The sequence below is a fragment of the Luteimonas galliterrae genome, assembly GCF_023374055.1.
GTDB classification, from domain to species: domain Bacteria; phylum Pseudomonadota; class Gammaproteobacteria; order Xanthomonadales; family Xanthomonadaceae; genus Luteimonas_C; species Luteimonas_C galliterrae.
In genome coordinates, this window is the sequence record NZ_JAMBEP010000003.1 from 109,943 (window position 1) to 131,574 (window position 21,632).

17 protein-coding genes and 1 tRNA gene are annotated in these 21,632 nt (G+C 66.7%); 7 read left to right on the forward strand and 11 right to left on the reverse strand.

All coding sequences use genetic code 11. The features are described from left to right. Positions 1-13: 13 nt before the first annotated feature. A complete protein-coding gene (locus M2650_RS13165) occupies positions 14-460 on the reverse strand; it encodes a bactofilin family protein (RefSeq protein ID WP_249475264.1) in 447 nt (148 codons plus the stop codon). 16 nt (positions 461-476) lie between these two features. Next, entirely contained in the window at positions 477-1,178 is a 702-nt protein-coding gene (locus M2650_RS13170; RefSeq protein WP_249475266.1) for a DUF6776 family protein, read from the reverse strand. 122 nt (positions 1,179-1,300) lie between these two features. Here M2650_RS13170 and M2650_RS13175 point away from each other — a divergent pair, with 122 nt between their 5' ends. The 3 genes from M2650_RS13175 to M2650_RS13185 all read left to right on the forward strand — a co-directional run bounded on the left by M2650_RS13175 (position 1,301) and on the right by M2650_RS13185 (position 6,280). Continuing rightward, positions 1,301-1,882 carry a DUF4126 domain-containing protein gene (locus M2650_RS13175; protein WP_249475268.1) on the forward strand — a complete coding sequence of 194 codons (582 nt, stop codon included), beginning with the start codon at positions 1,301-1,303 and terminating at the stop codon, positions 1,880-1,882. A 172-nt stretch (positions 1,883-2,054) separates the two neighbouring features. Further along, on the forward strand, positions 2,055-3,920 hold the full coding sequence (locus M2650_RS13180; RefSeq protein WP_249475669.1) for an EAL domain-containing protein: 1,866 nt from the start codon (positions 2,055-2,057) through the stop codon (positions 3,918-3,920). A gap of 32 nt (positions 3,921-3,952) precedes the next feature. Continuing rightward, entirely contained in the window at positions 3,953-6,280 is a 2,328-nt protein-coding gene (locus M2650_RS13185; protein ID WP_249475671.1) for a hybrid sensor histidine kinase/response regulator, read from the forward strand. 71 nt (positions 6,281-6,351) lie between these two features. Here M2650_RS13185 and M2650_RS13190 read toward each other — a convergent pair whose 3' ends face one another. The 6 genes from M2650_RS13190 to M2650_RS13215 all read right to left on the reverse strand — a co-directional run bounded on the left by M2650_RS13190 (position 6,352) and on the right by M2650_RS13215 (position 9,563). Further along, complete coding sequence (locus M2650_RS13190; RefSeq protein WP_249475270.1) at positions 6,352-6,840, reverse strand: hypothetical protein; 489 nt, start codon at positions 6,838-6,840, stop codon at positions 6,352-6,354. Further along, positions 6,837-7,214 carry a VOC family protein gene (locus M2650_RS13195; protein ID WP_249475271.1) on the reverse strand — a complete coding sequence of 126 codons (378 nt, stop codon included), beginning with the start codon at positions 7,212-7,214 and terminating at the stop codon, positions 6,837-6,839. The genes M2650_RS13190 and M2650_RS13195 overlap by 4 nt, the downstream gene beginning before the upstream one ends. Positions 7,215-7,238: 24 nt before the next feature. Beyond that, on the reverse strand, positions 7,239-7,856 hold the full coding sequence (locus tag M2650_RS13200; RefSeq protein WP_249475273.1) for an RNA polymerase sigma factor: 618 nt from the start codon (positions 7,854-7,856) through the stop codon (positions 7,239-7,241). Positions 7,857-7,987: 131 nt separating this feature from the next. Continuing rightward, the gene (bfr, locus tag M2650_RS13205) at positions 7,988-8,461 is read right to left on the reverse strand and encodes a bacterioferritin (RefSeq protein WP_249475275.1); all 474 of its coding nucleotides are present in this window, start codon (positions 8,459-8,461) and stop codon (positions 7,988-7,990) included. Between the two features lie 222 nt (positions 8,462-8,683). Beyond that, complete coding sequence (locus tag M2650_RS13210) at positions 8,684-8,893, reverse strand: (2Fe-2S)-binding protein (RefSeq protein ID WP_249475276.1); 210 nt, start codon at positions 8,891-8,893, stop codon at positions 8,684-8,686. 70 nt (positions 8,894-8,963) lie between these two features. Next, the gene (locus tag M2650_RS13215) at positions 8,964-9,563 is read right to left on the reverse strand and encodes an RNA pyrophosphohydrolase (protein ID WP_249475278.1); all 600 of its coding nucleotides are present in this window, start codon (positions 9,561-9,563) and stop codon (positions 8,964-8,966) included. A 135-nt stretch (positions 9,564-9,698) separates the two neighbouring features. Between M2650_RS13215 and M2650_RS13220 the strand changes: the two genes are divergently transcribed. Next, positions 9,699-9,772: transfer RNA gene (locus tag M2650_RS13220), tRNA-Met, on the forward strand. A 106-nt stretch (positions 9,773-9,878) separates the two neighbouring features. Here M2650_RS13220 and M2650_RS13225 read toward each other — a convergent pair. From M2650_RS13225 to M2650_RS13235, 3 genes are all read right to left on the reverse strand, one after another. Next, complete coding sequence (locus tag M2650_RS13225; RefSeq protein ID WP_249475282.1) at positions 9,879-11,441, reverse strand: sodium/sugar symporter; 1,563 nt, start codon at positions 11,439-11,441, stop codon at positions 9,879-9,881. Positions 11,442-11,578: 137 nt separating this feature from the next. Then, on the reverse strand, positions 11,579-14,095 hold the full coding sequence (locus M2650_RS13230; RefSeq protein WP_425602550.1) for a glycoside hydrolase family 3 protein: 2,517 nt from the start codon (positions 14,093-14,095) through the stop codon (positions 11,579-11,581). 212 nt (positions 14,096-14,307) lie between these two features. Further along, complete coding sequence (locus M2650_RS13235; RefSeq protein ID WP_249475284.1) at positions 14,308-16,722, reverse strand: TonB-dependent receptor; 2,415 nt, start codon at positions 16,720-16,722, stop codon at positions 14,308-14,310. Positions 16,723-16,942: 220 nt separating this feature from the next. Here M2650_RS13235 and M2650_RS13240 point away from each other — a divergent pair, with 220 nt between their 5' ends. The 3 genes from M2650_RS13240 to M2650_RS13250 all read left to right on the forward strand — a co-directional run bounded on the left by M2650_RS13240 (position 16,943) and on the right by M2650_RS13250 (position 21,168). Next, complete coding sequence (locus M2650_RS13240) at positions 16,943-18,520, forward strand: tryptophan halogenase family protein (RefSeq protein ID WP_249475286.1); 1,578 nt, start codon at positions 16,943-16,945, stop codon at positions 18,518-18,520. A gap of 82 nt (positions 18,521-18,602) precedes the next feature. Next, entirely contained in the window at positions 18,603-19,637 is a 1,035-nt protein-coding gene (locus M2650_RS13245; RefSeq protein WP_249475287.1) for a LacI family DNA-binding transcriptional regulator, read from the forward strand. A 40-nt stretch (positions 19,638-19,677) separates the two neighbouring features. Next, a complete protein-coding gene (locus M2650_RS13250; RefSeq protein WP_249475288.1) occupies positions 19,678-21,168 on the forward strand; it encodes an MFS transporter in 1,491 nt (496 codons plus the stop codon). Positions 21,169-21,632 lie beyond the last annotated feature (464 nt).

Consider the following 21,632-nt stretch of genomic DNA (forward strand, 5'->3'; position numbering starts at 1 on the left):
CGGTCCGCAGCGTTCACGCTGCGGCCGTATTCAGCAGGATCGGGCGCTCGGGCGCGTATTCCGGCTCCGGTACGGACGCCACCACCGGCGTTTCCGCGTGCAGCAGGCGGCCGCTGATCGCCGCGCCGGCGGCCATTTCCACCACCTTGTAGTGGATGTTGCCCAGCACGCGCGCATTGCCGGCCAGCTCGACCCGCTCGCTGGAATGCACGTCGCCGCGCAACTCGCCGTTGATGACCACCACCGGCGCGCGCACTTCGCCTTCGACGTAGCCGTTGTCGGCCAGGGTCAGCACCGCGCCCGGATCCTGTGCGCTGATCGAACCGTGCACGCGGCCTTCCAGGTACAGGCCACCGCTGAAGCTGATGTCGCCGCGGATGACGACCTTCTCGCCGATCAGGGTATCGACCCGGCCGGCGCGCTGCGCGCGCTTGATGCGCTCTTTGTCGCGATCGAACATGTTCAATAACTCCCCGTTACTGAGTGGTTTCCGCCGTGGCGGCGTCCCATGCGAACGCCTGCTCGGCGCTGCCGCCGCCATCGGCCCGGACGCGGGCGATCACTCGTCCGGGCACGAACCCCTGCGGCAGCAGCACGCTGCCTTCGAGCCTCTGGAAATACCGGAACTCGAAACGCTGCGGCGGCGCCTGCGGCTTCTGCAGCAGTTGCCCCCAATCCAGCCGGACCAGTTTGCCATCGCGCGTGCCCTCCACGCTGAGAGTCAGGTCACCTTTAGTGACAGCGCCTCGATTGATGTTCTGGGTCAGCGTGGCCGTGTAGCGCCAGCTGCCGTCGTTGTCGCGGCGCATCAGGATCTCGTGCACGTTCAAGCCCTTGCGCTGGCCCGTGGCGCCCACCAAGCGCTCGTAGAAGGCCACGTCGGCGCGCAGGCCGGCGATTTCCTCCTCGCGTTCGGCCAGGGTCTGCTGCAGTTCGCGATTGGCCTGGCGGCTGATGCGGTCGGACATCTGCAGCGTGGCCAATTGCTGCTGCGCCTGCGCGGTTTGGGCCGGCGAGGCGGCTGTCGGCGCGGCGCTGCCGGCCTTTCCGGCGCCGGCGAACCACCACAGGGCCGCCAGCGAAGCCAGCCAGAACGCTGCGATCAGGCCCGCCCAGAGCCAGCCGTGACGGCGAGCGGGGACGATGACGAAGCGCGGATCGGGGGTTTGAGAGCTCATGCGGCGGCTCGCGGACTTGGGGCGGTCGATTGTACGTTCCGCATTGCGTGCCTTATTCAGCGGGCGGTTGCCTATACTCGCTGCATGCGGCCCGGGATGGCCGTATGCAACAGGGAAAAACCATGTCCGAAGCCCATCTGTTCGCGATCGGCGTCCTGCTGGCCTGGCTGGCCGGCATCCGCGTCTACCTGACCGTGTTCGGCGTCGGCCTGGCCGGCTTCCTGGGCTGGCTGGAACTGCCGCAGGCGCTGCAGGCGACGCAATCGCCGTGGGTGCTGGGCGTCTCCGGCGCGCTCGCCGCGGCCGAATTTTTCGCCGACAAGATTCCCGGCGTCGACTCGGTCTGGGACTTGCTTCACACATTGCTGCGCGTGCCGGTCGGCGCGTTCCTGGCGGCGGCCGCGCTGTCGCCCAACGGCGAGCTCGGGGCGGGCATGCTGGCTACCGGCGCCGGTGTGGCCTTGACCAGCCATCTGCTGAAATCCGGATCGCGTGCGCTGCTTAACACTTCGCCCGAACCGGTGAGCAATTGGACCGCGTCGGTGACCGAAGACGCGGCCGTGATCGGCGGCCTGGCGCTGGCGTTCTCGCATCCGTGGCTGGCGCTGGCGATCGTGGTCGGGCTGACCGTGCTTTTCGCCTTGCTGGTGTGGTGGTTATGGCGCAAATTGTTCCGCCGCGCGCCCAAGGCGCAACCGGGGTAACCTGATCTGCCGCTGGCCTTTCAGCGGCAATCACTGCGTTTAACGGACCATCCCCTTTTGTCGCGAAACGGCAAGGGGATTCGCAGGGGAAAGCATGTCCACCAACGGACCCAAAGCAGTCGAACGCCCGAAAAACGAGGGAGAACCGGCCGCGGACGCGGCCAATGCCGTCATGACCGTCGAAGCCATTCGCCATCCCCGCCGTGCCGAAACGCCGCCGCCCCAGCATTGGCGGCGTTGGGGCGCAGACGCGCCTGCGTTCGAACCGGTCATCGCCGACGTTCCCGCGGTGGAAAGCGCGACGACGCAAGCCAAGACGGCGCCGGCCTACCCCGATCCGGGCCTGACCATTATTCCGCAGGACCCCGCGGGCCCGTTCCGCGTACTGATCGCAGAAGACGACCCCAGCCAGGCCAAATTCGCCGAAGGCGTGCTGGCCGGCACCGGCATGCAGACCTTGATCGTGGACAAGCCCGCCGACGTGATCGCGGCGATGGAAAAATTCCGTCCGGACCTGGTGCTGATGGATCTGCACATGCCCGGGCTGGACGGTTTGGCGATCACCAACCGCATCCGCGCGCACGAGCGGCTGATGCACACGCCGGTGGTGTTCCTGACCGGCGACCCGGATCCCGAACGCCAATACGAAGTACTCGCCGGCGGCGCCGACGATTTCCTCAATAAGCCGATCCGGCCGCGGCACCTCGTCGCCGCGGTGCTCAGCCGCGTGCAGCGCGCGCGCCGGTTGGCGCAGAACCGCGCGGCGCCGACGCAGGCGCCGTCCGCCAATCCCTTGACCGGCCTGCTGGAGCGCAGCGATCTGATCGCGCTGATCGGCAACGCGCTCAGCGCCGAACCGCGCCAAGGCACGCTGGTGTTCGCCGAGATCGCAGGCGCGGAACGCCTGCGCGAGAGATTGGGCTACGCCGCGTACGAAGCGCTGATGATCGATGCCGGGCGGCATGTCCAGAGCCTGGCCGAAGAATGCTCGGTCGCGCGGCTCAACGACCATGCCTTCGTGATCCTGGCGTCCGCCTTGTCCGGCAGCGATGTCGCCGCTTTCGCGCGCGGCTTGCGCGACGGCTTGGCGCAACGCGCGTTCGGCGACGGCATCGAAGCGGTGCGGCTGCGCGCGAGCCTTGGCGTGGTGGTGCTGGACGCCAGCTTCGGCGACGCGGGCGCTGCGCTGGATGCCGCCGAGCGCGCCCTGCGCGCTGCGCGCGTGGCGCCGACCGGCATCGCCGATTACGTGGCGCCGCAGCCCGAAGCGCCGGCGCAGGCGCAATCGGCGGCCGACCAGGTCCGCGACGCGCTGGCCGAAAACCGCTTCGAGCTGGCCTACCAGCCGATCGTCGCCGTCGCCGGCGGCGACGAACCGCAATACCAGACGCTGTTGCGGCTGCGCGATGCCGAAGGCCATCTGCATGCGGCCGCGCAATTCCTGCCGGCGCTGGAAAGCAACTCCCTGCTGTCCGAAATCGACCATTGGGTGCTGGAGCGGGTGCTCGACACCTTGCAGAGGCGCTATCACGAGCAGCGCCCGCTGCGCCTGTTCGTGCCGCAATCGCCGCGCTCGCTGTCGCGCGACGACTATGCGGATTGGCTGCTTGGCGCCCTGGAAGTGCACGGCCTGCCCGGCCATGCGCTGGTGGTCGACCTGCGGCTGGCCGATGCGCTGATCCACACCGTCACCCTGCAGCAGTTCTGCCAGCGGATGATGCGCGCTGGCGTGCAGTTCTGCCTGAGCCATTACGAGCAAGGCCGGGACGCCGAAGCGCTGCTCGCGCAACTGCCGCTGGGCTACCTTCGGCTGTCGCCGCGCTACGCCAATGCGCAGGCCAGCTCGACGCTGCGCGACGAAATGCGCGGCGTGATCGACCGCGCGCATCGCCAGGGCCTGCTGGTGATCGGCCACCAGATCGAGGATCCGCAGGCGGCCGCCAACCTGTGGATGAGCGGCATCGACTTCATCCAGGGCAATCTGGTGCAGCGCGCCAGCGGCGATCTCGAGTTCGACTTCCACAGCGCGGTGCTCTAGCCATGGCCGGCACCTCGCCTCCGTCACGTTGGATCGCGCTCGCATCGGCGATCGGCGCGGCGCTGGCGCTGGCGCTTGAGCATCTGGGCGTGGGCGGACCGTGGCGGATGACGGCGCTGCTGCTTGTGCTGGTGACCTTCTTGAGCGTGCTGGCCGTAGTCTTGGCGCTGCGCAACCGCGAGAGCGAACTGGAAGCGCGGCTGTTGCGCGCCGAGCGCACCCGCAACGAAGTCGAAGCGCTGCAGCGCGAGATCCGCCAACACCAGCAACTGGAACAGCAGCTGCAGCAGGCCAAGCAGGCGGCCGAAGCGGCGATGATGGCCAAGGGCGAGTTCCTGGCCACGATGAGCCACGAGATCCGCACGCCGCTCAACGGCATCGTGCCGATGCTCGACTTGCTGCTGACCTCGCCATTGCCGCAAGGCCAGCGCGATCTGGTGCGTACCGCGTACGCGTCTTCGCAGCAGTTGTTGCGCATCGTCGACGACATCCTCGACTACTCCAAGCTCGAAGCCGACCGCCTGGTGCTGGAAAACACCGTCTTCAACCTGCGCGAGCTGCTCGAAGACGTGGTGCAGTGGATGCGCCACCCCGCCGACATGAAAGGCTTGCGGGTGAACCTGGAGATCGACCCGTCGGTGCGCCTGCCGGTGCGCGGCGACCCGGTGCGGCTGCGCCAGGTGCTTGGCAACCTGATCGGCAACGCGGTCAAATTCACCGAGCGCGGCGGCATCGGCCTGACCGTGCGCCGGCTCGGCGAAAACGCCAGCCAGCATTTGCTGCGTTTCGAAGTCCGCGATACCGGCATCGGCATCTTGCCCGAAGCGCAGGACAAGCTGTTCACCGCCTTCGCCCAGGCCGACGCATCGACCACGCGCCTGTACGGCGGCACCGGCCTGGGCCTGGCGATCTGCAAGCGCATCGTCGACCTGATGGGCGGCCGCATCGGCGTCGCCTCCGAACCGGGCAACGGCGCCAGCTTCCATTTCGAAATACCGCTGATGAAGGTGCAGGGCGATCTGGAACATCGTCCTGCCGAACGCAATGGCATGCGCGTGCTGCTGCTGAGCACCGACGAGCGCCTGCGCCGACGCCTGCTGATGCTGGTGCCCAATTGGGGCTTGCGCCTCACCGCGGTGGACACCGTGCACGAAGCGCTCGACCGCCTGCGCACCGCCGCCGCCCAAGGCCAGCCGTGGCGCTATTCGGTGGTGCTGGCGGATCTGGCCGGCATGCGCAACACCGCCGTGCCGCTGCAGCGCAACCTGCAGCGCACCGGGCTGTACGGCGACGTGCGCCTGGTCTGCCTGTTCGGCGACGACGGCATACCCGACGGCATGCAGCGCAGCGAGGCGGCCTTCCTGCCGCGCCAGTCGCCGGACAACGAATTGCGCGGCGCGCTGATGGCCAGCGATGTCGCCACCGCGGTCACTGCGGCGGCCGCGGCGAGCGCCGCCGCGCCGCGGCAGGATGCGGCGCCCACCGCGAGCAGCGTTTCGGCGCGGCAACGCTGGCAGGGTCGCCTGCTGCTGGTGGAAGACAATCCGGTCAACCTGCTGGTCGCGCAGCAATTGCTCAAAGTGCTCGGCCTGGAATGCGACACGGCGGTCAACGGCGAGCTGGCGCTGCAGGCGATGGCGCGCACCACGTACGACCTGGTGCTGATGGACTGCCAGATGCCGGTGATCGACGGCTATACTGCCACGCGCCGCTGGCGCCAGCATGAGACCGCGCTGGGGACCAAACGCCTGCCGATCGTGGCGATGACCGCCAATGCGATGGCCGGCGATCGGCAGAAATGCCTCGATGCCGGCATGGACGATTACTTGGCCAAGCCGGTGACGCGCGCGCAACTCGACGCCTGCCTGACGCGCTGGCTGCCCGCATTGACCGAGCCGCAGGAAGGCGCGCATCCTGCCGCCGTCGATGCCATCGGCGGCGTTGCGGGCGGCGATAACCCATCCATCCCGACGGCGGCCATCGCCCACCCACCGTCGCAGGAGGCGCCGATGCTCAACGAAGAAACCCTGGACGAACTGGAAGCCATGATCGGTTCGGGCGTCGCCAAGATCATCGCCGCCTTCCTCGACAACACGCCGCGCCTGATCGCGCAGCTCAAGGCCGCGGCCGAAGTGCCGGACCTGCCGCTGCTGCGCGAACTGGCCCACAGCCTGAAATCGTCCAGCGCCAACCTCGGCGCCGAGGCGCTGTCCGAAGCGGCCAAGCGCATCGAGCTGGGCGCCCGTGCGCACACGCTCGAACGCCCGGCCGCCGCGGTGGCGGTGGTGGTGGCCGAATACGAACGCGTGCGCCCTGCCCTGCTCGCGCGCATGCCGCCCGCCGCAGCGCAGCGCGCGTAAACGCGGGACTTCGCCGACGCGACGGCTTTTTGTGGGAGCGGCTTCAGCCGCGAGCTTTTCCCGGACCTTCGTTACAGCGTCGAGGCCGCACGCACCGCACGCGTGTGGCCGAAAACAGACCAGTCGCCTTTCTCGCCGCGCACTTCGTCGGTGATCTCCAGCGCGCCGCCCGCGCCGATGCGATAGGTCGTGCGGCCCCGTTCGGTCGCGTCGTCGCCCCACTCCACCACCAGACGATCGTCGCGGCTGGCCGTCTGCAGCGGCAAAGTGATGCCGCGTGTGTCGTACCAGTGTCCGCGGCAGACGCCATCCTTGCCGCAAAGATAGAAAGCCTCGGCACGGAACGGCCAGACCTTGCCGTCGGCGGCCTGCATGCGGTTGTAGAACGTCAGATGCCATCCGCTGCCGTCGAGCGCCGAACGGAATTCCAGTTCGATGCTCGCCGTCATCCCGCTGACTTTTCCCTCGCCGGCCCAGCGGCCGCTCAACGATTCCCAGACATCGGCATGCGCGCTGCCGAAGCCCAGCGCCAATGCCAGCGCGATCGCGCGGCGCATCATTTCCGCCTCGGCGCATCGGCCGCCTGGTAGAGACTCAGCACGTTGCCGTCCGGGTCGAGGAAGTCGATAGACCAGCCGCCGTCAGGCGCCTCGCTGACCGGCACCACGATTTCCACGCCCTGCGCAGCCAAGGCATCGGCGTAATCGTCGATGCCGCCGTCCAGGCTGAAAACCACCACCGGCGATTCACCGGCTTTAGACGGGCGCGGAATGAAGACCAGGGCCAACTCGCCCACCTGCCCCATGGCCCACGGTCCGTCGTGGCCGTCGTGCGTCTGGATCGGAAGGCCCAGCGTTTTCGTATAGAACGTCAGCGAGCGCGCCAGATCGGCGACGAAAAAAACGATGGCGCCTACTTTGGGATCGGTCAACATGGGGATCTCCTTGGTTAGTCCCGCTTAACCGTTGCCGCCGGGCGGCGAAACGTGAGCGCCGCCGCGTATGACCAGCAGATGGCCGTCGGGATCGTGCGTGCCCAGGCCGTCACCGCCGCGAAACGCCGACTTCAGCGCGCGCCGCACCAGGCCGAATTGCAACTCCGCCGTGCGGGCCGGATCGCGCACATACGCCAGAGCCAGGCTCTCGGCGCGCTGTTCGGGCGGCAACGCGCCGAGCGTCTTGCGGATCGAAGTCAGGCGCTGGCGGAAGGCGGCCGGCGTCAGTTGCAGAATCCAGCGGATTTCTTCCGCGGACAATCCATGCAGGGCCAGCACCGCGACCCGGCGCGCCGCGGGCGGCAGGCGTTGCAGCAATGGTTTCGAGTCGGGAGCCGCCGGCATCGCCGGGTGCGCGACATCTTCCGTGGCGATCGCTGTTTCGCGACTATGGCGGCGCGCCGCACCGCGCGCGGCCATCGCGGCTTGGTTGCGGATCACGCCTGCCAGCCATTCCGGCTCCGCGCGACCGGCTTCGAGTGCGGCCAGCAGCGCTTCCTGCACCAGATCTTCGGCTTCGTCCGCGCGCCGGCTCACACGCCTGGCCTGAGCATGGAGTTCGCGGTAGAGAGCCAGGTCCATGCGCCGATTGTGGCATTCAATGCCGCATGCCTGCAGCGGCGACTCCGCCGCCTGGCTTTTCGTAGGCGCGAATTTATCCGCACGCTTTTCGGCGGCAAGGGCGTGCGAATAAATTCGCACCTACGAAAACGCTATTCGTCTTCGATCTTGGTCTGCAGGTAATTCTGCTCGCCGATGCGCGCGATCAGCGCCAGCTGGGTCTCCAGCCAGTCGATGTGCTCTTCCTCGGACTTCAGTATCTCGGCGAACAGCATGCGGCTGACGTAATCGCCCACCTGCTCGCAATGCACGATGCCGGCTTTCAAAGGCGGCAACGCTTCCAGCTCCAGCGCCAGATCGCATTCGAGCAGCTCGCGCGGGTTCTCGCCGATGCGCAGCTTGCCCAGCGCCTGGAAGTTGGGCAGGCCGTCGAGGAACAGGATCCGCTCGGAGAGCTTGTCGGCGTGCTTCATCTCGTCGATCGACTCGTGGTACTCGTGCTCGGCGAGTTCCTTCAGGCCCCAGTTCTTCAGCATCTTGGCGTGCAGGAAGTACTGGTTGATCGCGGTGAGCTCGTTGTAGAGCGCTTTGTTGAGGTACTCGATGACCTTGGCGTCGCCCTTCATGGCCGCACTCCGCAAAAAACTGGATGGCGCGAGGTTAGCGCGATCGACGAGAGCATGGCGGAACGCGAATCGTGCGCATTTTCGCCCGCGAATCGGTGTCGACCTAACCTTGCGCGACTGCTTTTCGTAGGAGGGGCTTTAGCCCCGAGCTCTTTTGTCGAGCTCGCGCGTTCGTTCTGGAAAACTCGCGGCTAAGAGCCGGCCCTACGAAATGCAGCGGGATCAGGCCGCTTGCGACAGCAGCGGCAGCGCGTTCTTGGCGGCGTTGTCGCCGCGCGCGAGTTCCAGGGTTTCGGCGGCGCTGTCCAGGCAAGTGCCGCAGCAGGCGCCGCAACCGGTGCGCATGGTCAGTTCGGCCACGCTGCGGCAGCCGGCATCGGCCGCTTGGCGGATGTCGTGGTCGGTGACGCCGTTGCAGACGCAGACGTACATGAATCCTGGCTCGGTCTCGTTCGGGCCATGGCGGCCCCGGCGCTTATTCCGCCAGAGATGAGAATGATTGTCAATTCTTCCCCGGTTCGCCGCTGTTGCCGCGGCTGGACGATGGGGACCGGTAACGCGGCCGGTAACGGCCATTGCCGGGCCGGCGCGGATCGGGCTTGGGCGGGGGCACGGCCTGAGCCCCGGCCACGCCCCGGGCGATCGGCGCCAGGTGCCGCAGGGCGCTGGCATAGACCCCCCGTTTGAAGGTGACCACGTGCTCGACCGGGTACCAGAAGTCCACCCAGCGCCACAGGTCGAATTCGGGCTTGTCGGTGAGGTCCAGGCGCAGATCGGCTTCCTGGCCCAGCATCCGCAGCAGGAACCAGACCTGTTTCTGGCCGATGCAGACCATCCGGTCCTGCTGGCGCACCGAACGCTGCGGCAGCCGGTAACGCAGCCAGCCGGGCGTGGCGCCGAGCACTTCGACGTGTTCGGGCAGCAGGCCTGTCTCCTCGCGGAGCTCCCGATACATGGCCTCGACCGGCGTCTCGTCGCTGTTCATCCCGCCCTGCGGGAACTGCCAGCCGTCGCGCCGTACGCGCCGCGCCCAGAACACCTGGCCGTCCGGGCGCATCAGGATGATGCCGACGTTGGGTCGGTAACCGTCCGGATCGATCACGATGCGGACTCCCAAAAGTTAATTGGCTTTCGCCACTGCGCCCGACTCTGCCACGGGATCGCCGGGGCGACAAGCATGGGGGTGGTCGAATTGACGGAAACGGCCCGAACGGGAATAATTCGCGGTTCGCCGCGTGGCTATGTAGCTCAGCCGGTTAGAGCACAGCACTCATAATGCTGGGGTCGGTGGTTCGAGTCCACCCATAGCCATACCTCCGAAGAGGTCCAGCGCCGTCCGAAGAAGGCCGAGAATCCCGTGATGCCGGGTTCCGGCCTTTTTTCTTTTCCGATGAGCCGCATTCCGGGCCGCAGCCGGTTACCAGTACAACGCGTAAAGCGCGACCAGGATCGCGATCACCCCCAACGCACCGATATTGAAACCCAGCGGCGTGCGATACCTGACATCGTCGACGCGGATCAGATCGCTGCCTGCCTTCTGCTTGGGCGTGATCAGCGACACGATCACCGCCAGCGCCAACGCCGACAGGAACACGAGGCCGACGCGGTCGATGAACGGCAGCGACGGCCACGCCAGTTTCAACAGGACCGACAACGCGAACGAGCTGATCGCCGCGGCCAGCGCGCCGGCCTCGTTGGCGCGCTTCCAGAACAGGCCCAGCACGAAGATCACCACGATACCCGGGGTGAAGAAGCCGGTGTATTCCTGGATGTACTGGAAAGCCTGGTCGAAGCTGCCCAACAGCGGCCGCGCGCTGAGGATCGCCAGCAAGACCGCGACCGCTGCGGCGATACGGCCGACGCGGACCAGATGCGCCTGGTCGTCGCTGCGTCCGCGCTTGGCGTAGAAGTCCAGGGTGAAGATGGTCGCGATCGAATTGATCTTCGACGCCAGCGACGCCACGATCGCCGCCACCAGTGCGGCGAAAACCAGGCCGAGCACGCCGGTCGGCAGCAGATCCATCATCGTCGGATACGCCTGATCGGGCCTGGCCAGGTCCGGCGCCAGCATCACCGCTGCGATGCCCGGCACCACCACCACCAACGGCATCAGCAACTTCAGGAACGCGGCGAAGATCACGCCTTTCTGCGCTTCGGCCAAGTCCTTCGCCGCGAGCGCGCGCTGGATGATGTACTGATTGAAGCCCCAATAGCTGACATTCATGATCCACATGCCGCCGACCAGAACGCTGATGCCGGGCAAGTCCTTGTAGAACGGGCTGTCCTTGCTCAGGATCATCTTGAAATGTTCGGGGTGCGCGTCCAACAGCTTGCGGTAGCCGGCGACGAGGCTGCCGTCGCCGATTTGCGACAACGTCAGGAAGGTTACCGACAAGCCGCCCAGCACCAGCAGGCAAACCTGCACGATGTCGGTCAGCGCCACCGCCTTCAGCCCGCCGTACAACTGATACGCCAGCGCGAACGCGCCCAGCAGCACCAGCGCCATCGTCGGATCGATGCCGGCGACTTGGTTGACCGCGATAGAGCCGAGCCACAGGATCGAGGTCAGGTTCACGAACACGTACAGGCCCAGCCAGAACACCGCCATCAGCGTGCGGATCCGGTGGCCATAACGCTCTTCCAGGAACTGCGGCATCGTGTAGATGCGGTTGCGTATGAACACCGGCAGGAAGAACTTGCCGACGATCAGCAGCGTCGCCGCCGCCATCCATTCGTACGATGCGATGGCCAGCCCGATCGCGTAGCCGGAACCGGACATGCCGATGATCTGCTCGGCGGAGATGTTGGCTGCGATCAGCGAAGCGCCGATCGCCCACCACGGTAGCGCCTTGCTGGCGAGAAAATAGTCGCTGGCGGATTTCTTGTGGCCTTCTTTCTCGCGCGAAACCCATTGCGCGAGTGCGAAGATGCCGATCAAGTAGACCAGCACGATCGTCAGGTCCAGCGTTGGCAGTTTCAAGGTGTTGCTCCCTCAGTGCGCTTGACGTCCACCCTGCGGTTACAGGGAGGAATGAATGGCTTCAGGAAGGCTCCGTCATTCCCGCCTCTTGAGAAGACGGGCCAAATCGGGCCTTTCGGGACGCCGTGATGCGTCGCTTACTTGCTGGTCCTGCATCCGAGCGTCCGCTCCGCCTCGCCCTGCGGGGCCAACGCGATACGCGAGAACGACAGCTGCAAGGGTGCGGCGGATTCGATCGCCAACAGGCCGGACAACTTCGACAGGTCCGCACCGGCCATCGCGAAGCACTTCAGCGGTATGCCGAGCGTGGTCCATTGGCCGACCGGCAGCGACGCCAACGACTCGCGCAGCGGCAGCGTCGCGCCGCAACCTTCGCCGCAGGCAACGTTCACGGCCACGTCGCCTTTCGGCGGCGCGTCCACGCGCAGCGTCAGCGTGAGCTGTACGTCGCCGTTGGCCTCCCGCGTCAGGTCCTTCGCTGCGTCTGCGATCAACGACACGCCTGCAAGCGCCGAACCGGACCAGGTCACGCGGCGCGCGTCCTCCTGGCGCTGATGGTCGACGGCGGCAATGCGGATGCTGCCGTCGTGCAGCGCCACAGGCAACGTCGCGACACCGACGGCGCGCTGGCCGGCGGTCTGCAACGCCATCGTCAGCCCCGGCGCCAGCTTGCCGAGCGCGTAATACAGGCCCGGTTGTGCCTGCGCGAGCGATACGCCGGCGGTTTCCGGCAGCGGCTTGAGGTCGCCCTTGTCGGCATAGGTCAGGCCGTAGCCGTAGGGGAACTGCGGGCTGTAGTCCTTCTGCCCGACGTTGTTGGCGTACTGGTCGGCGCGACGCGGCCAGGAGAAGCTGAGCTTGCCCTTGAAGTCGTAACGCACGCCGCCATCGGGCGTGCGCAGCAGCACGTCGGCGATGCCGCCGCCTTCGCTGCCGGGCAGCCAGGCCGCGACGAAGGCATCGGACGCGTTGATCTCGCGGTTCACCCACAGCGGCCGGCCGCTGAGGAACACGGTCGTCACCGGAATGCCGTCGGCTTTCAACTTCTTGATGAGCTGAAGGTCGCTGTCGTCGCCGGGCTTGTACAGCAGCGTCGGCAGGTCGCCTTGGAACTCGGCATAAGGGCTCTCGCCGATCACGACGATGGCGGCGTCGGGTTTGGTTTTGTAATGACCGTCTAGCGCGAGCTCGGCGCTGCCGCCGGCGGCCTGCACCGCAGTCTTCAGCCCTTCCCAGATCGTCTCGCCGTTCGGGAAATCGGCGCGGGCGGTGCCCGTGCCCTGCCAAGTCAATGTCCAGCCTCCGCTCTGCTTGGCCATGCTGTCGGCGCCGTCGCCGGCGACCAGCAGTTTTTTCTTCGGATCCAGCGGCAGCAAGCCGCGCTGGTTCTTCAACAGCACCAGCGATTCGCGCACCGCCTGGCGCGCGACCGCGCGATGCCCGGGCGCACCCAGCAGTTCGAATTTTCCGCCGAGCGCGCGTTGCGACGGCTTGCCGGCAGCGAACAGGCCGAGCCGGAATTTCACCCGCAACACGCGTCGCACCGCATCGTCGAGCCTGGCTATCGGAATCGTGCCGGCCTTCGCCGCGGCCAGCGTGCTCTCGTAGAACGGCTTCCAGCTGTCGGGGGCCATCACCAGGTCGATGCCGGCGTTCACGGTCGCCGGGCATTGCGTGTTGTCGCAGCCTGCGACCTGGCCGTGCGCGTTCCAGTCGGTGACGACGAAGCCGCCGAAGTTCATGCGCTCTTTCAGCACGTCGGTGACCAGCGGCTTATGGCCCGCCAGCTTCACGCCCCGATAGCTGCTGAAGGAAACCATCACCGCTTGCGCGCCGGCGGCGATGGCCGGCGGATAGCCGGCGTTGTGCACATCGCGCAGCACGGACTCGCTGACTTGCGCGTCGCCCTGGTCCTTGCCGTCGCTCGTACCGCCATCGCCCAGATAATGTTTGACCGAGGAAATGACGTGCGCGGCATCCAGGAATTCCTTGTCGGCGACCTTGCCCTGCAAGCCTTCGACCATCGCGCCGGCGTAACTGGCCACGAGCTTCGGATCTTCCGAATAGCCTTCGTAGCTGCGGCCCCAACGGTCGTCCTGCGGCACCGCGACGGTCGGCGCGAAGGCCCATTCCATGCCGGTGGTCCGCGTCTCGATCGCGGTGATGCGGCCGATCTCGCGGATCAGTTCCGGATCGCGCGCCGCACCGAGACCGATGTTGTGCGGGAACACGGTAGCGCCGACCACGTTGCTCTGGCCGTGCACCGCGTCGATGCCGTACAGGATCGGGATCGCCTTGCCGCCGCCGCGCGTGTCCATCGAGGCTTCGTAGAACGCGTCGGCCTGCGCCAGCCATTGCGCCGGCGTCGCATTGTATTTGCCGCCAGGATCGGAACCGCCACCGGCCAGCACCGAACCGAGCCGATACTTGCGCACGTCTTCGGGCGTGAGGCTGGAAATGTCGCCCTGCACGATCTGGCCGACTTTTTCTTCCAGCGTCATCGTTTGCAGCAGCGCGTCGACGCTCGCCTCCAGTGCGGGATCGGCCGGCAACGGCCAAACCGGCGCCGGCCAGAGTTCGGGATGGATCGTGCCGCCCGCCGACGTGTTTTCGGCGACGCCGGGTCCGGCGGCCAAACCCAATGCCATCGCCATGGCTAGCCCTCGTCGCAGGGTCGCGGCGCTCGGCCGCGGGTTGCTCGATGCTGTCTTCAAACCGTGCTCCAGAAAGTCCGTGCGGGCGGCGTGCCGAACCGCCCGTTACGCCGCATGCCCCTGCGCAACGCGACCAAAGGCAGGATCGGAAATGCGATGCGCGCACCCGCTTCCCCGCGCCCGCAGCGCGGGCGAAGGGAGCCGGGCGCCGATCAGAAACGCAGGCCGAAATTCACGCCGTACGTGCGCGGCGGCAAGTATTGCGATACCCACAGGAACTGCCCGGCGCCGGGGTTGAAACGGCCGGCCGCGGTGCGCGTTTTCTCGTCGGTGAAGTTCTGCACGTACAAACCGGCCCACCAGCGCGCTTCGGGTTCCTCGTAACGCAGCGAGAAATCGCCGCGGCCGTAGGCCTCTTGCTGGTCCTGTTCGCCGAGGTTGAACACGCTCAGCCAGGTTTTGCTTTCGTAGTGGCCGCTCAACCGCGGCGTCAGCATGCCGCCGTTGCCGAGAGGGAAGTCGTGCTCCCACATCAGCGTCAACGCGAAGTCGGGCGCGTGCGGCAGTTCGTTGCCGGTCACGTTCATGCAGCTGGCGATGCCCGACTCCGGCGGGCACGGCGGCAGGCCCTGGTAGTCGTTGCTGCCCGCATACAGCAGCTTGCCCAGTTCTTTTTCCGGAATGCCCGAAACCGTCAGGTTGACGCGGTCGTTGTCGCCGATGAGCGCCGACAGTTCGGTTTCGTAGCCCCACACCTTGGTGCTGCCGTCCACGTTGTTGAAGCCCAGGCCGCGGTTGCCGTCGGGGAACGTCACCGGCGCGGACAGCTGGAAGTTCTTGAAGTCCATGTAGTAGATCGCGCTGTTCCAGATCAGGCGCCCTTCCATGAAGCTGAACTTGCCGCCGATTTCGTAGTTGGTCAGTTCCTCGTGCTCGTAAGTCGCGCCGCCGTCCTGCAGGCCGCCCGACTTGTAGCCGGTGGAGACGCTGGCGTACAGCAGGCCGTTGTCGCCGACATCGAAGTCGGTGCGCAGCAACCAAGTGGTCTGGCCATGGCTGTACTCGCCGTCGTTGATGGTGGACACGTTGAAGCCCGTTGCCGGACTCGGATACGTGCCCGGCGAAATCGGTACCTGCGGCACCGCCGGGTTGTAGGCCCAGCCCCAGCCGCGGCCGCCGATGTTCTCCTTCTTGTCGTCGGTGTAGCGCGCGCCGGCGGTCAGGCGCCAGTCGTCGTTGACGTTCCAGGTGGCCTGGCCGAAGGCGGCATAGGAATCCACCGTTTCCTTGGGCTGGATGAACGAGCCCTGCCAGGCGACCGTGCCTTGCTGGGTGCCGTTGAAGATCGGGATGTCGAAGCGGATCGAGTTGTCTTCGGCGGCGTAGTACAGGCCGAGGATCCAGTCGACGGTGTTCTCGCCGGTCGACGCCAAGTTGAACTCGTGCGAAGTGTTTTCGTACTCGGAGTGGTTGGTGCGGTCTTCCTGGAACTGCGCGGGACCGCAGGCGAAACAGGTCGGCACCAGCACGCCGCTGTCCTGGTCGTAAGTGGAGGAGCCGTCGAACTTGGAGAAACCGGCGATGTAGCTCAAGCGCAGGCCGTCGTTGATGTCCCAGTCCATGCGGCTGCGCAGCGCGTAGGCGTCGCGGTCGATGTAGGGTGCGGTGTCGATCAGCGCCGACCAGAAATCCTGTCCCGGCCGGGGCTTCTGCATCAGATTCATGCTCGGCGTGCCGCGGTCGCGGAAGTATTCCAGCGCCAGGTTCCAGGAGAACGTCTCGCTGGGCTGCCATAGCGCGCTGACGCGCGCGGCCGACTGGTTCTGCGCGTTGTACTTGTCGCCGCCGGTGGCGTACTGGTTCGGATTGATCGGCTGGAACGTCGCCGGATCGCCGCCGATTGCCGCATAGGCGGCCCGCTGCGCGTCCAGCGACGGGATCTGGCCGATGGGATTCTGGTAGTCGACGTAGCCGTCGTGCTGCTCCTGCGCCAGCGCCACGCGCATTGCGAAGGTGTCGCTGATCGGCAAATTCACCGCGGCGCGCGCGCCGACCGCGTTGTAGTTGCCGACGGACAGCTGTGCGCTGCCGGAATAGCTGCCGATTTCCGGCTTGATGGTCTGGAAGTTGACCGCGCCGACCGTGGAGTTGCGGCCCCATAGCGTGCCCTGCGGGCCGCGCAGGACTTCGGCGGTCTCGATGTCGAGCAGCAGGCCGGCGGCGGCTTCGGCGCGCGGCGAGTAGACGCCGTCGACGAAGATCGCGACTTCCGGATCGGCGTATTCGGTCTTGGCCTGGTCGTTGCCGATGCCGCGCAAGGTCATGGTGATGACGTCGTGGTCGCCCTGGCGTGTGGCCTGCATGCTCGGCACCAGCTTGGTGATGTCCTGCACGGTCATCACCCGCTCCTTGTCGAGCGTTTCCGCGCTGATCGCGCTGATCGCCACCGGCGTCTTCTGCAGAGGCGTCACCCGCTTGGTGCCGGTCACGACCACGGTGTCGAGCGTATTGGCCTGCGCGGCGGGCGCCTCTTGGGCGGGCGTTGCATCCTGCGCTTGATCGGCGGCCAAGGCGTTGCCTGAGACGAGTGCGGCGACGACTGCCGTGTAGAGCAGCGAATACTTCATCTGTTCCCTCTCCCGAATTTCTTTAGTTGTTGTCTGGCCGCGCAGCGGGCGCAACGCCCGTCGGCCCCCCTATGCCTGGTGGGGCGAAGCCTGCACGCAGAATGACAGCGCTGTCAACAAAATCGATGACAGCGCAGTCATTCGCGCCTATGCTGCTGAAAATTCGGAGAAAAATGCTGCGCTGCGATAGCTGCAATGCAGCAAAAACTGGGGGCATCGAATGGCGATCGTGCGCAAGGTTCTGGTCGTCGGCGGCGGCACCGCCGGCTGGCTCACCGCGACCTATTTGGCGCGCGCGCTGGGCGCCGCCAAGCCCGGCGGCGTCGCCGTCGAACTCGTCGAATCGCCCGACATCAGCATCGTCGGCGTCGGCGAAGGTACGTTCCCGTCGATCCGCGGCACGCTGTCGACGATCGGCCTGGACGAAAACAAATTCATCGCCCGCGCCAACGCGACTTTCAAGCAAGGCATCCGCTTCGAACACTGGGCGCGCCCGCCCGGCGCGCCGGGCCGCGATCACTATCTGCATCCGTTCAGCGCGCCCAGTCAACGGCCCGGCGCCCCGGAGCTGCTGCCGTATTGGCTGCTCGGCTACGCGCCGAAAGAACTCGCTTTCGCCGAAGCGGTGACGATGCAGAAACGCGTGACCGACGCCGGCCGCGCACCCAAGCGCCTCAGCGACGGTCCCTGGCAGGCGCCGCTGAACCACGCCTATCACTTCGATGCGGCGCGGTTCGCCGATGTCTTGTCCGAACACGGCCAGCAGGATCTGGGCGTGGTCCGGCGCGCGGCGACGATCGAGCGCGTCGAACTAGATCAGGCCGGCGCGATCGCGTGCGTGCATACACGCGAGCAAGGCGCGTTGAGCGCCGACTTGTACGTCGATTGCACCGGATTCCGCAGCCTGCTGTGCGGACAGGCGCTGGGCGTGGGTTGGCGCAGCGCGAAGGACGTTTTGTTCAACGATCGCGCCTGGGCGATGCAGGTGCCGTACGAACGCAAGGACACGCCGATCCCGTCGTTCACTATTGCCAGGGCGCACGAAGCCGGCTGGACGTGGGATATCGGCCTGCACGAGCGTCGCGGCGTCGGCTACGTGTTTTCCAGCCGCCACACCGACGAAACGCGCGCCGAGCAGGTGCTGCGCGGCTATCTGGGCAAGGCCGCAGACGGGCTGACGGCGAAGCTCATCAAGTTCGAGGCCGGCCACCGCACGGCACCGTGGCACAAGAACTGCGTCGCGGTCGGCCTCGCCGGCGGCTTCGTGGAGCCGCTCGAATCCACCGGCATCGCGCTGATCGAGATCGCCGCGTACCTGATCGCGCACCTGTTCCCGGCCGACGGCGACATGACGCCGGTATCCAAGACGTTCAACGCGATGATGGCCGCGCGCTATGAGCGCATCTTCGACTTCATCAAGCTGCATTACTGCCTCAGCCAGCGTCGCGATACCCCGTTCTGGATCGACAACGTCGATGCCGCCAGCATCCCGCAGACGCTGCAGGACAAACTCGCGATGTGGCGCTGCCGGCCGCCGCACCGGTTGGATTTCATTTCCGACCTGGAGATGTTTCTGCCGGCCAGCTGGCAATACGTGCTCTACGGCATGGAGTTCCGCACCGACCTGTCGGCCCTGCGCGACGTCTACGACCAAGTCGAATCCGCGCGTCGCGAGTTCGCCGCGGTCCAGCACGTCGCCGGCCTGGCGCTCGACGATCTGCCCGCGCACCGGGCCCTGGTCGAGGCGATGGCGCGCGACTACGAAACGCAACGGGACCGGATGCCGCAGACCGCCTGACGCCCGTCGGAACGGAGCGCTAGCCGGCGCCGTCGCGTGCGATAACATGATTCGCTCCACCCCGCCCTTCGGAAACGCATCGATGCGCGCCAGAATCGAAGATGTCGCCCAGGCCGCCGGCGTCTCCATGAAAACCGTCTCGCGCGTCTTCAACCACGAACCGAACGTGCGCGAGAAGACCCGGCTCAAGGTCGAGGCGGCGGCCCAGACGCTGAACTACCGCCCTAATCCGTCGGCGCGCAGCTTGGCGGGGAACCGTTCTTACCTGATTTCGCTGGTGTACGACGATCCCGCCGCGGCATCGAGCTACGTCATGGAGATCATCGTTGGCGTGCTCGCCGCCTGCGAGCGCCAGGGTTACAGCACGATGCTGCGTCCGCTGGAATATTCCAATGCCGACCACATCCGCGCGGTGGAGGAATCGATCGCGCAATATCGACCGGACGGATTGATCCTGGTGCCGCCGTTCGCCGACGACGTCAAACTGCTGCACCGTCTCGACGCCCTCGGCGTGCGCTACGCCACGATCTCCGCGAAGGCCAAGCTCGGCCACGCGCGCATCGGCACCATCCTCGACGAGCGCAAGGCGGCGGCGGACATGATCGCGCACGCCGTCGAGCTCGGTCATCGCCGCATCGCCCACATCGCCGGCCCTACGCCGCATGGCGGGCGCGCCTGGCGCCTGGCCGGTTATCGCGACGGCCTGCGCCGCGCGGGCATCCCTTACGATCCCGAGCTCGTCGTCGATGGCGGCTTCACCTTCGACGACGGCGTCGCCGGCACGAGGCGACTGCTCGATCTGAAGCATCCGCCCACCGCGATCTTCGCCGCCAACGACGACAGCGCCTGCGGCGTCATGCACGAAGCGTTCGAACGCGGCATGCGCATCCCGCAAGACTTGTCCGTGTTCGGTTTCGACGACACACCAGCCTCGCGCCAGATCTGGCCGAGCCTGACCACGGTGCGACAGCCATGCCGCGAGATGGGCCGCATCGCCGCCGAGCAGCTGCTCGCCGCGATCCGCGATCCGCAGGCGGGCACGCTCGTGAGCGTGCCCTACGAACTGATGATCCGCCAGTCGGGCGGACCCGCGCCGGTTTCCGCGAAGCGGCGCTGAGCGGCGCCGCCGCGAACGCCGCACGCCTCTGTCGATATCCATGGCTGCCACGAAAAACAGGCCCCCGGTCGGCTTCTGGCAGATCTGGAACATGTGCTTCGGCTTCATGGGGCTGCAGTTCGGCCTCGCGCTGCAGAACGCGAACGTCAGCCGCATCTTCCAGACCCTCGGCGCCAGCATCGACGACATTCCTGCGCTGTGGATCGCCGCGCCGCTGACCGGGTTGCTCGTGCAGCCGATTATCGGCTATTGCTCCGATCGCACATGGGGCCGGCTCGGCCGACGCCGGCCGTATTTCCTCGCCGGCGCGATCGTCGCCGCATTGGCGCTGATCACGATGCCGAATTCGCCGACGCTGTGGACCGCGGCGGCGCTGTTGTGGATCCTCGACGCCGCGATCAACGTCTCGATGGGGCCGTTGCGTTCGTTCGTCGGCGATCAGCTGTCGTCGTCGCAGCGGCCGGCCGGCTATGCGATGCAGACTTTGTTCATCGCGGCCGGCGCGGTCATCGCCAGCCTGCTGCCCTGGCTGCTCGCGCAATTCGGGATCAGCAACCTCGCCGCCGCCGGAGGGATTCCCGATACGGTGAAGCTGGCGTTCTATCTCGGCGCCGCCGTCTTGTTCGGCACACTCGTCTGGACCGTGCTGTCGACGCGCGAATACCCGCCCGACGTGCTCGCCGCGTTCGAGGACGCGGAGCCGGCTGCGCCCGCAGCGCCGTTGCCGGCGTACGTACGATACACGGGCGTGCTCTGGTGCGCGGCAGGATTGGCCGCGTTCCTCGCGATCGGTCTGACCCAGGCCGATGCGCGACTGCACCTGCTTGCCGCCGGCCTGTTCGCCTACGGCGCGATACAGCTGATCGCCGGCTACAGCCGCGCACGCAACCCGCTCACCGCCATCGTCGCCGATCTGCTGACGATGCCCGCGACCATGCGCCAACTCGTGCCGGTGCAGTGTTTTTCCTGGTTCGCGCTGTTCGCGATGTGGATCTACACGACGGCCGCGGTGACCAGCGTGCATTTCGCCGCGGAGGACACTCGCTCGGCCGCCTACAACGACGGCGCGAACTGGGCCGGCGTGCTGTTCGCGGCCTACAACGGTTTCGCCGTACTCGCGGCGATGCTGATTCCCTGGATGACGCGCCGGCTCGGGCTGCGCCTGAGCCACTTGCTCAATCTCGTCCTGGGCGGCTGCGGTCTGCTGTCGTTCCTGCTGATCCGCGATCCGCACTGGCTGCTGCTGTCGATGGTCGGCGTCGGCTTCGCCTGGGCGTCGATCCTGTCCCTGCCCTACGCGCTGCTGTCCGACAGCGTGCCGGCGGGAAAGATGGGCGTGTACATGGGCATCTTCAATCTGTTCATCGTCATTCCGCAATTGCTCGCCGCCAGCATCCTCGGCTTCCTGTTGAAGACGTTCTTCGGCAATGCACCGATCTACGCGATGCTGATCGGCGGCGTCAGTCTGCTGCTGGCGGCGCTTTGCGTCATGCGCGTCGGCAAGACAGCCGGAAACGATCGCTTGCCGTGAAAGGGCCGAAAATTCCGAAAAAGCCGGAGACTCCGGCCTCCGCATCTTCGACCCGCGCCGGGAAACTATCGACGAGCTTGATCGGCGGCAGCCACAACCCGCCCATTTCGCCAGGCACGTGCTGTCCCATATCGGGGAAATCGCCGTCTTGCGTTCCGATCAGGTACGCCCGATCGCCCGCGGTCGCATAAGGCTGCCGTGGGTTCCGCCCTTGGTTGCCGATGCCCTAGCAGGGATGCCGGGGCGCCCATTGCCGCCGCATCCGGCGCAGGTCGCGCGCTGCCGCGAGCGCCCGGAGATGCGAACGCGACGACGGCAAGCGCAAGCAAGACGGCGAATTCCAGCCTTTTCATCCGGGAATCTCGAAAATCCGTCCCGAAGATACGACCGGGCCTGCGAACAGGATGCGACGACCCGTGTTCTTCGCCTGAGATTGACGCCTTGCGCTGCGAGCCGGGCTACGC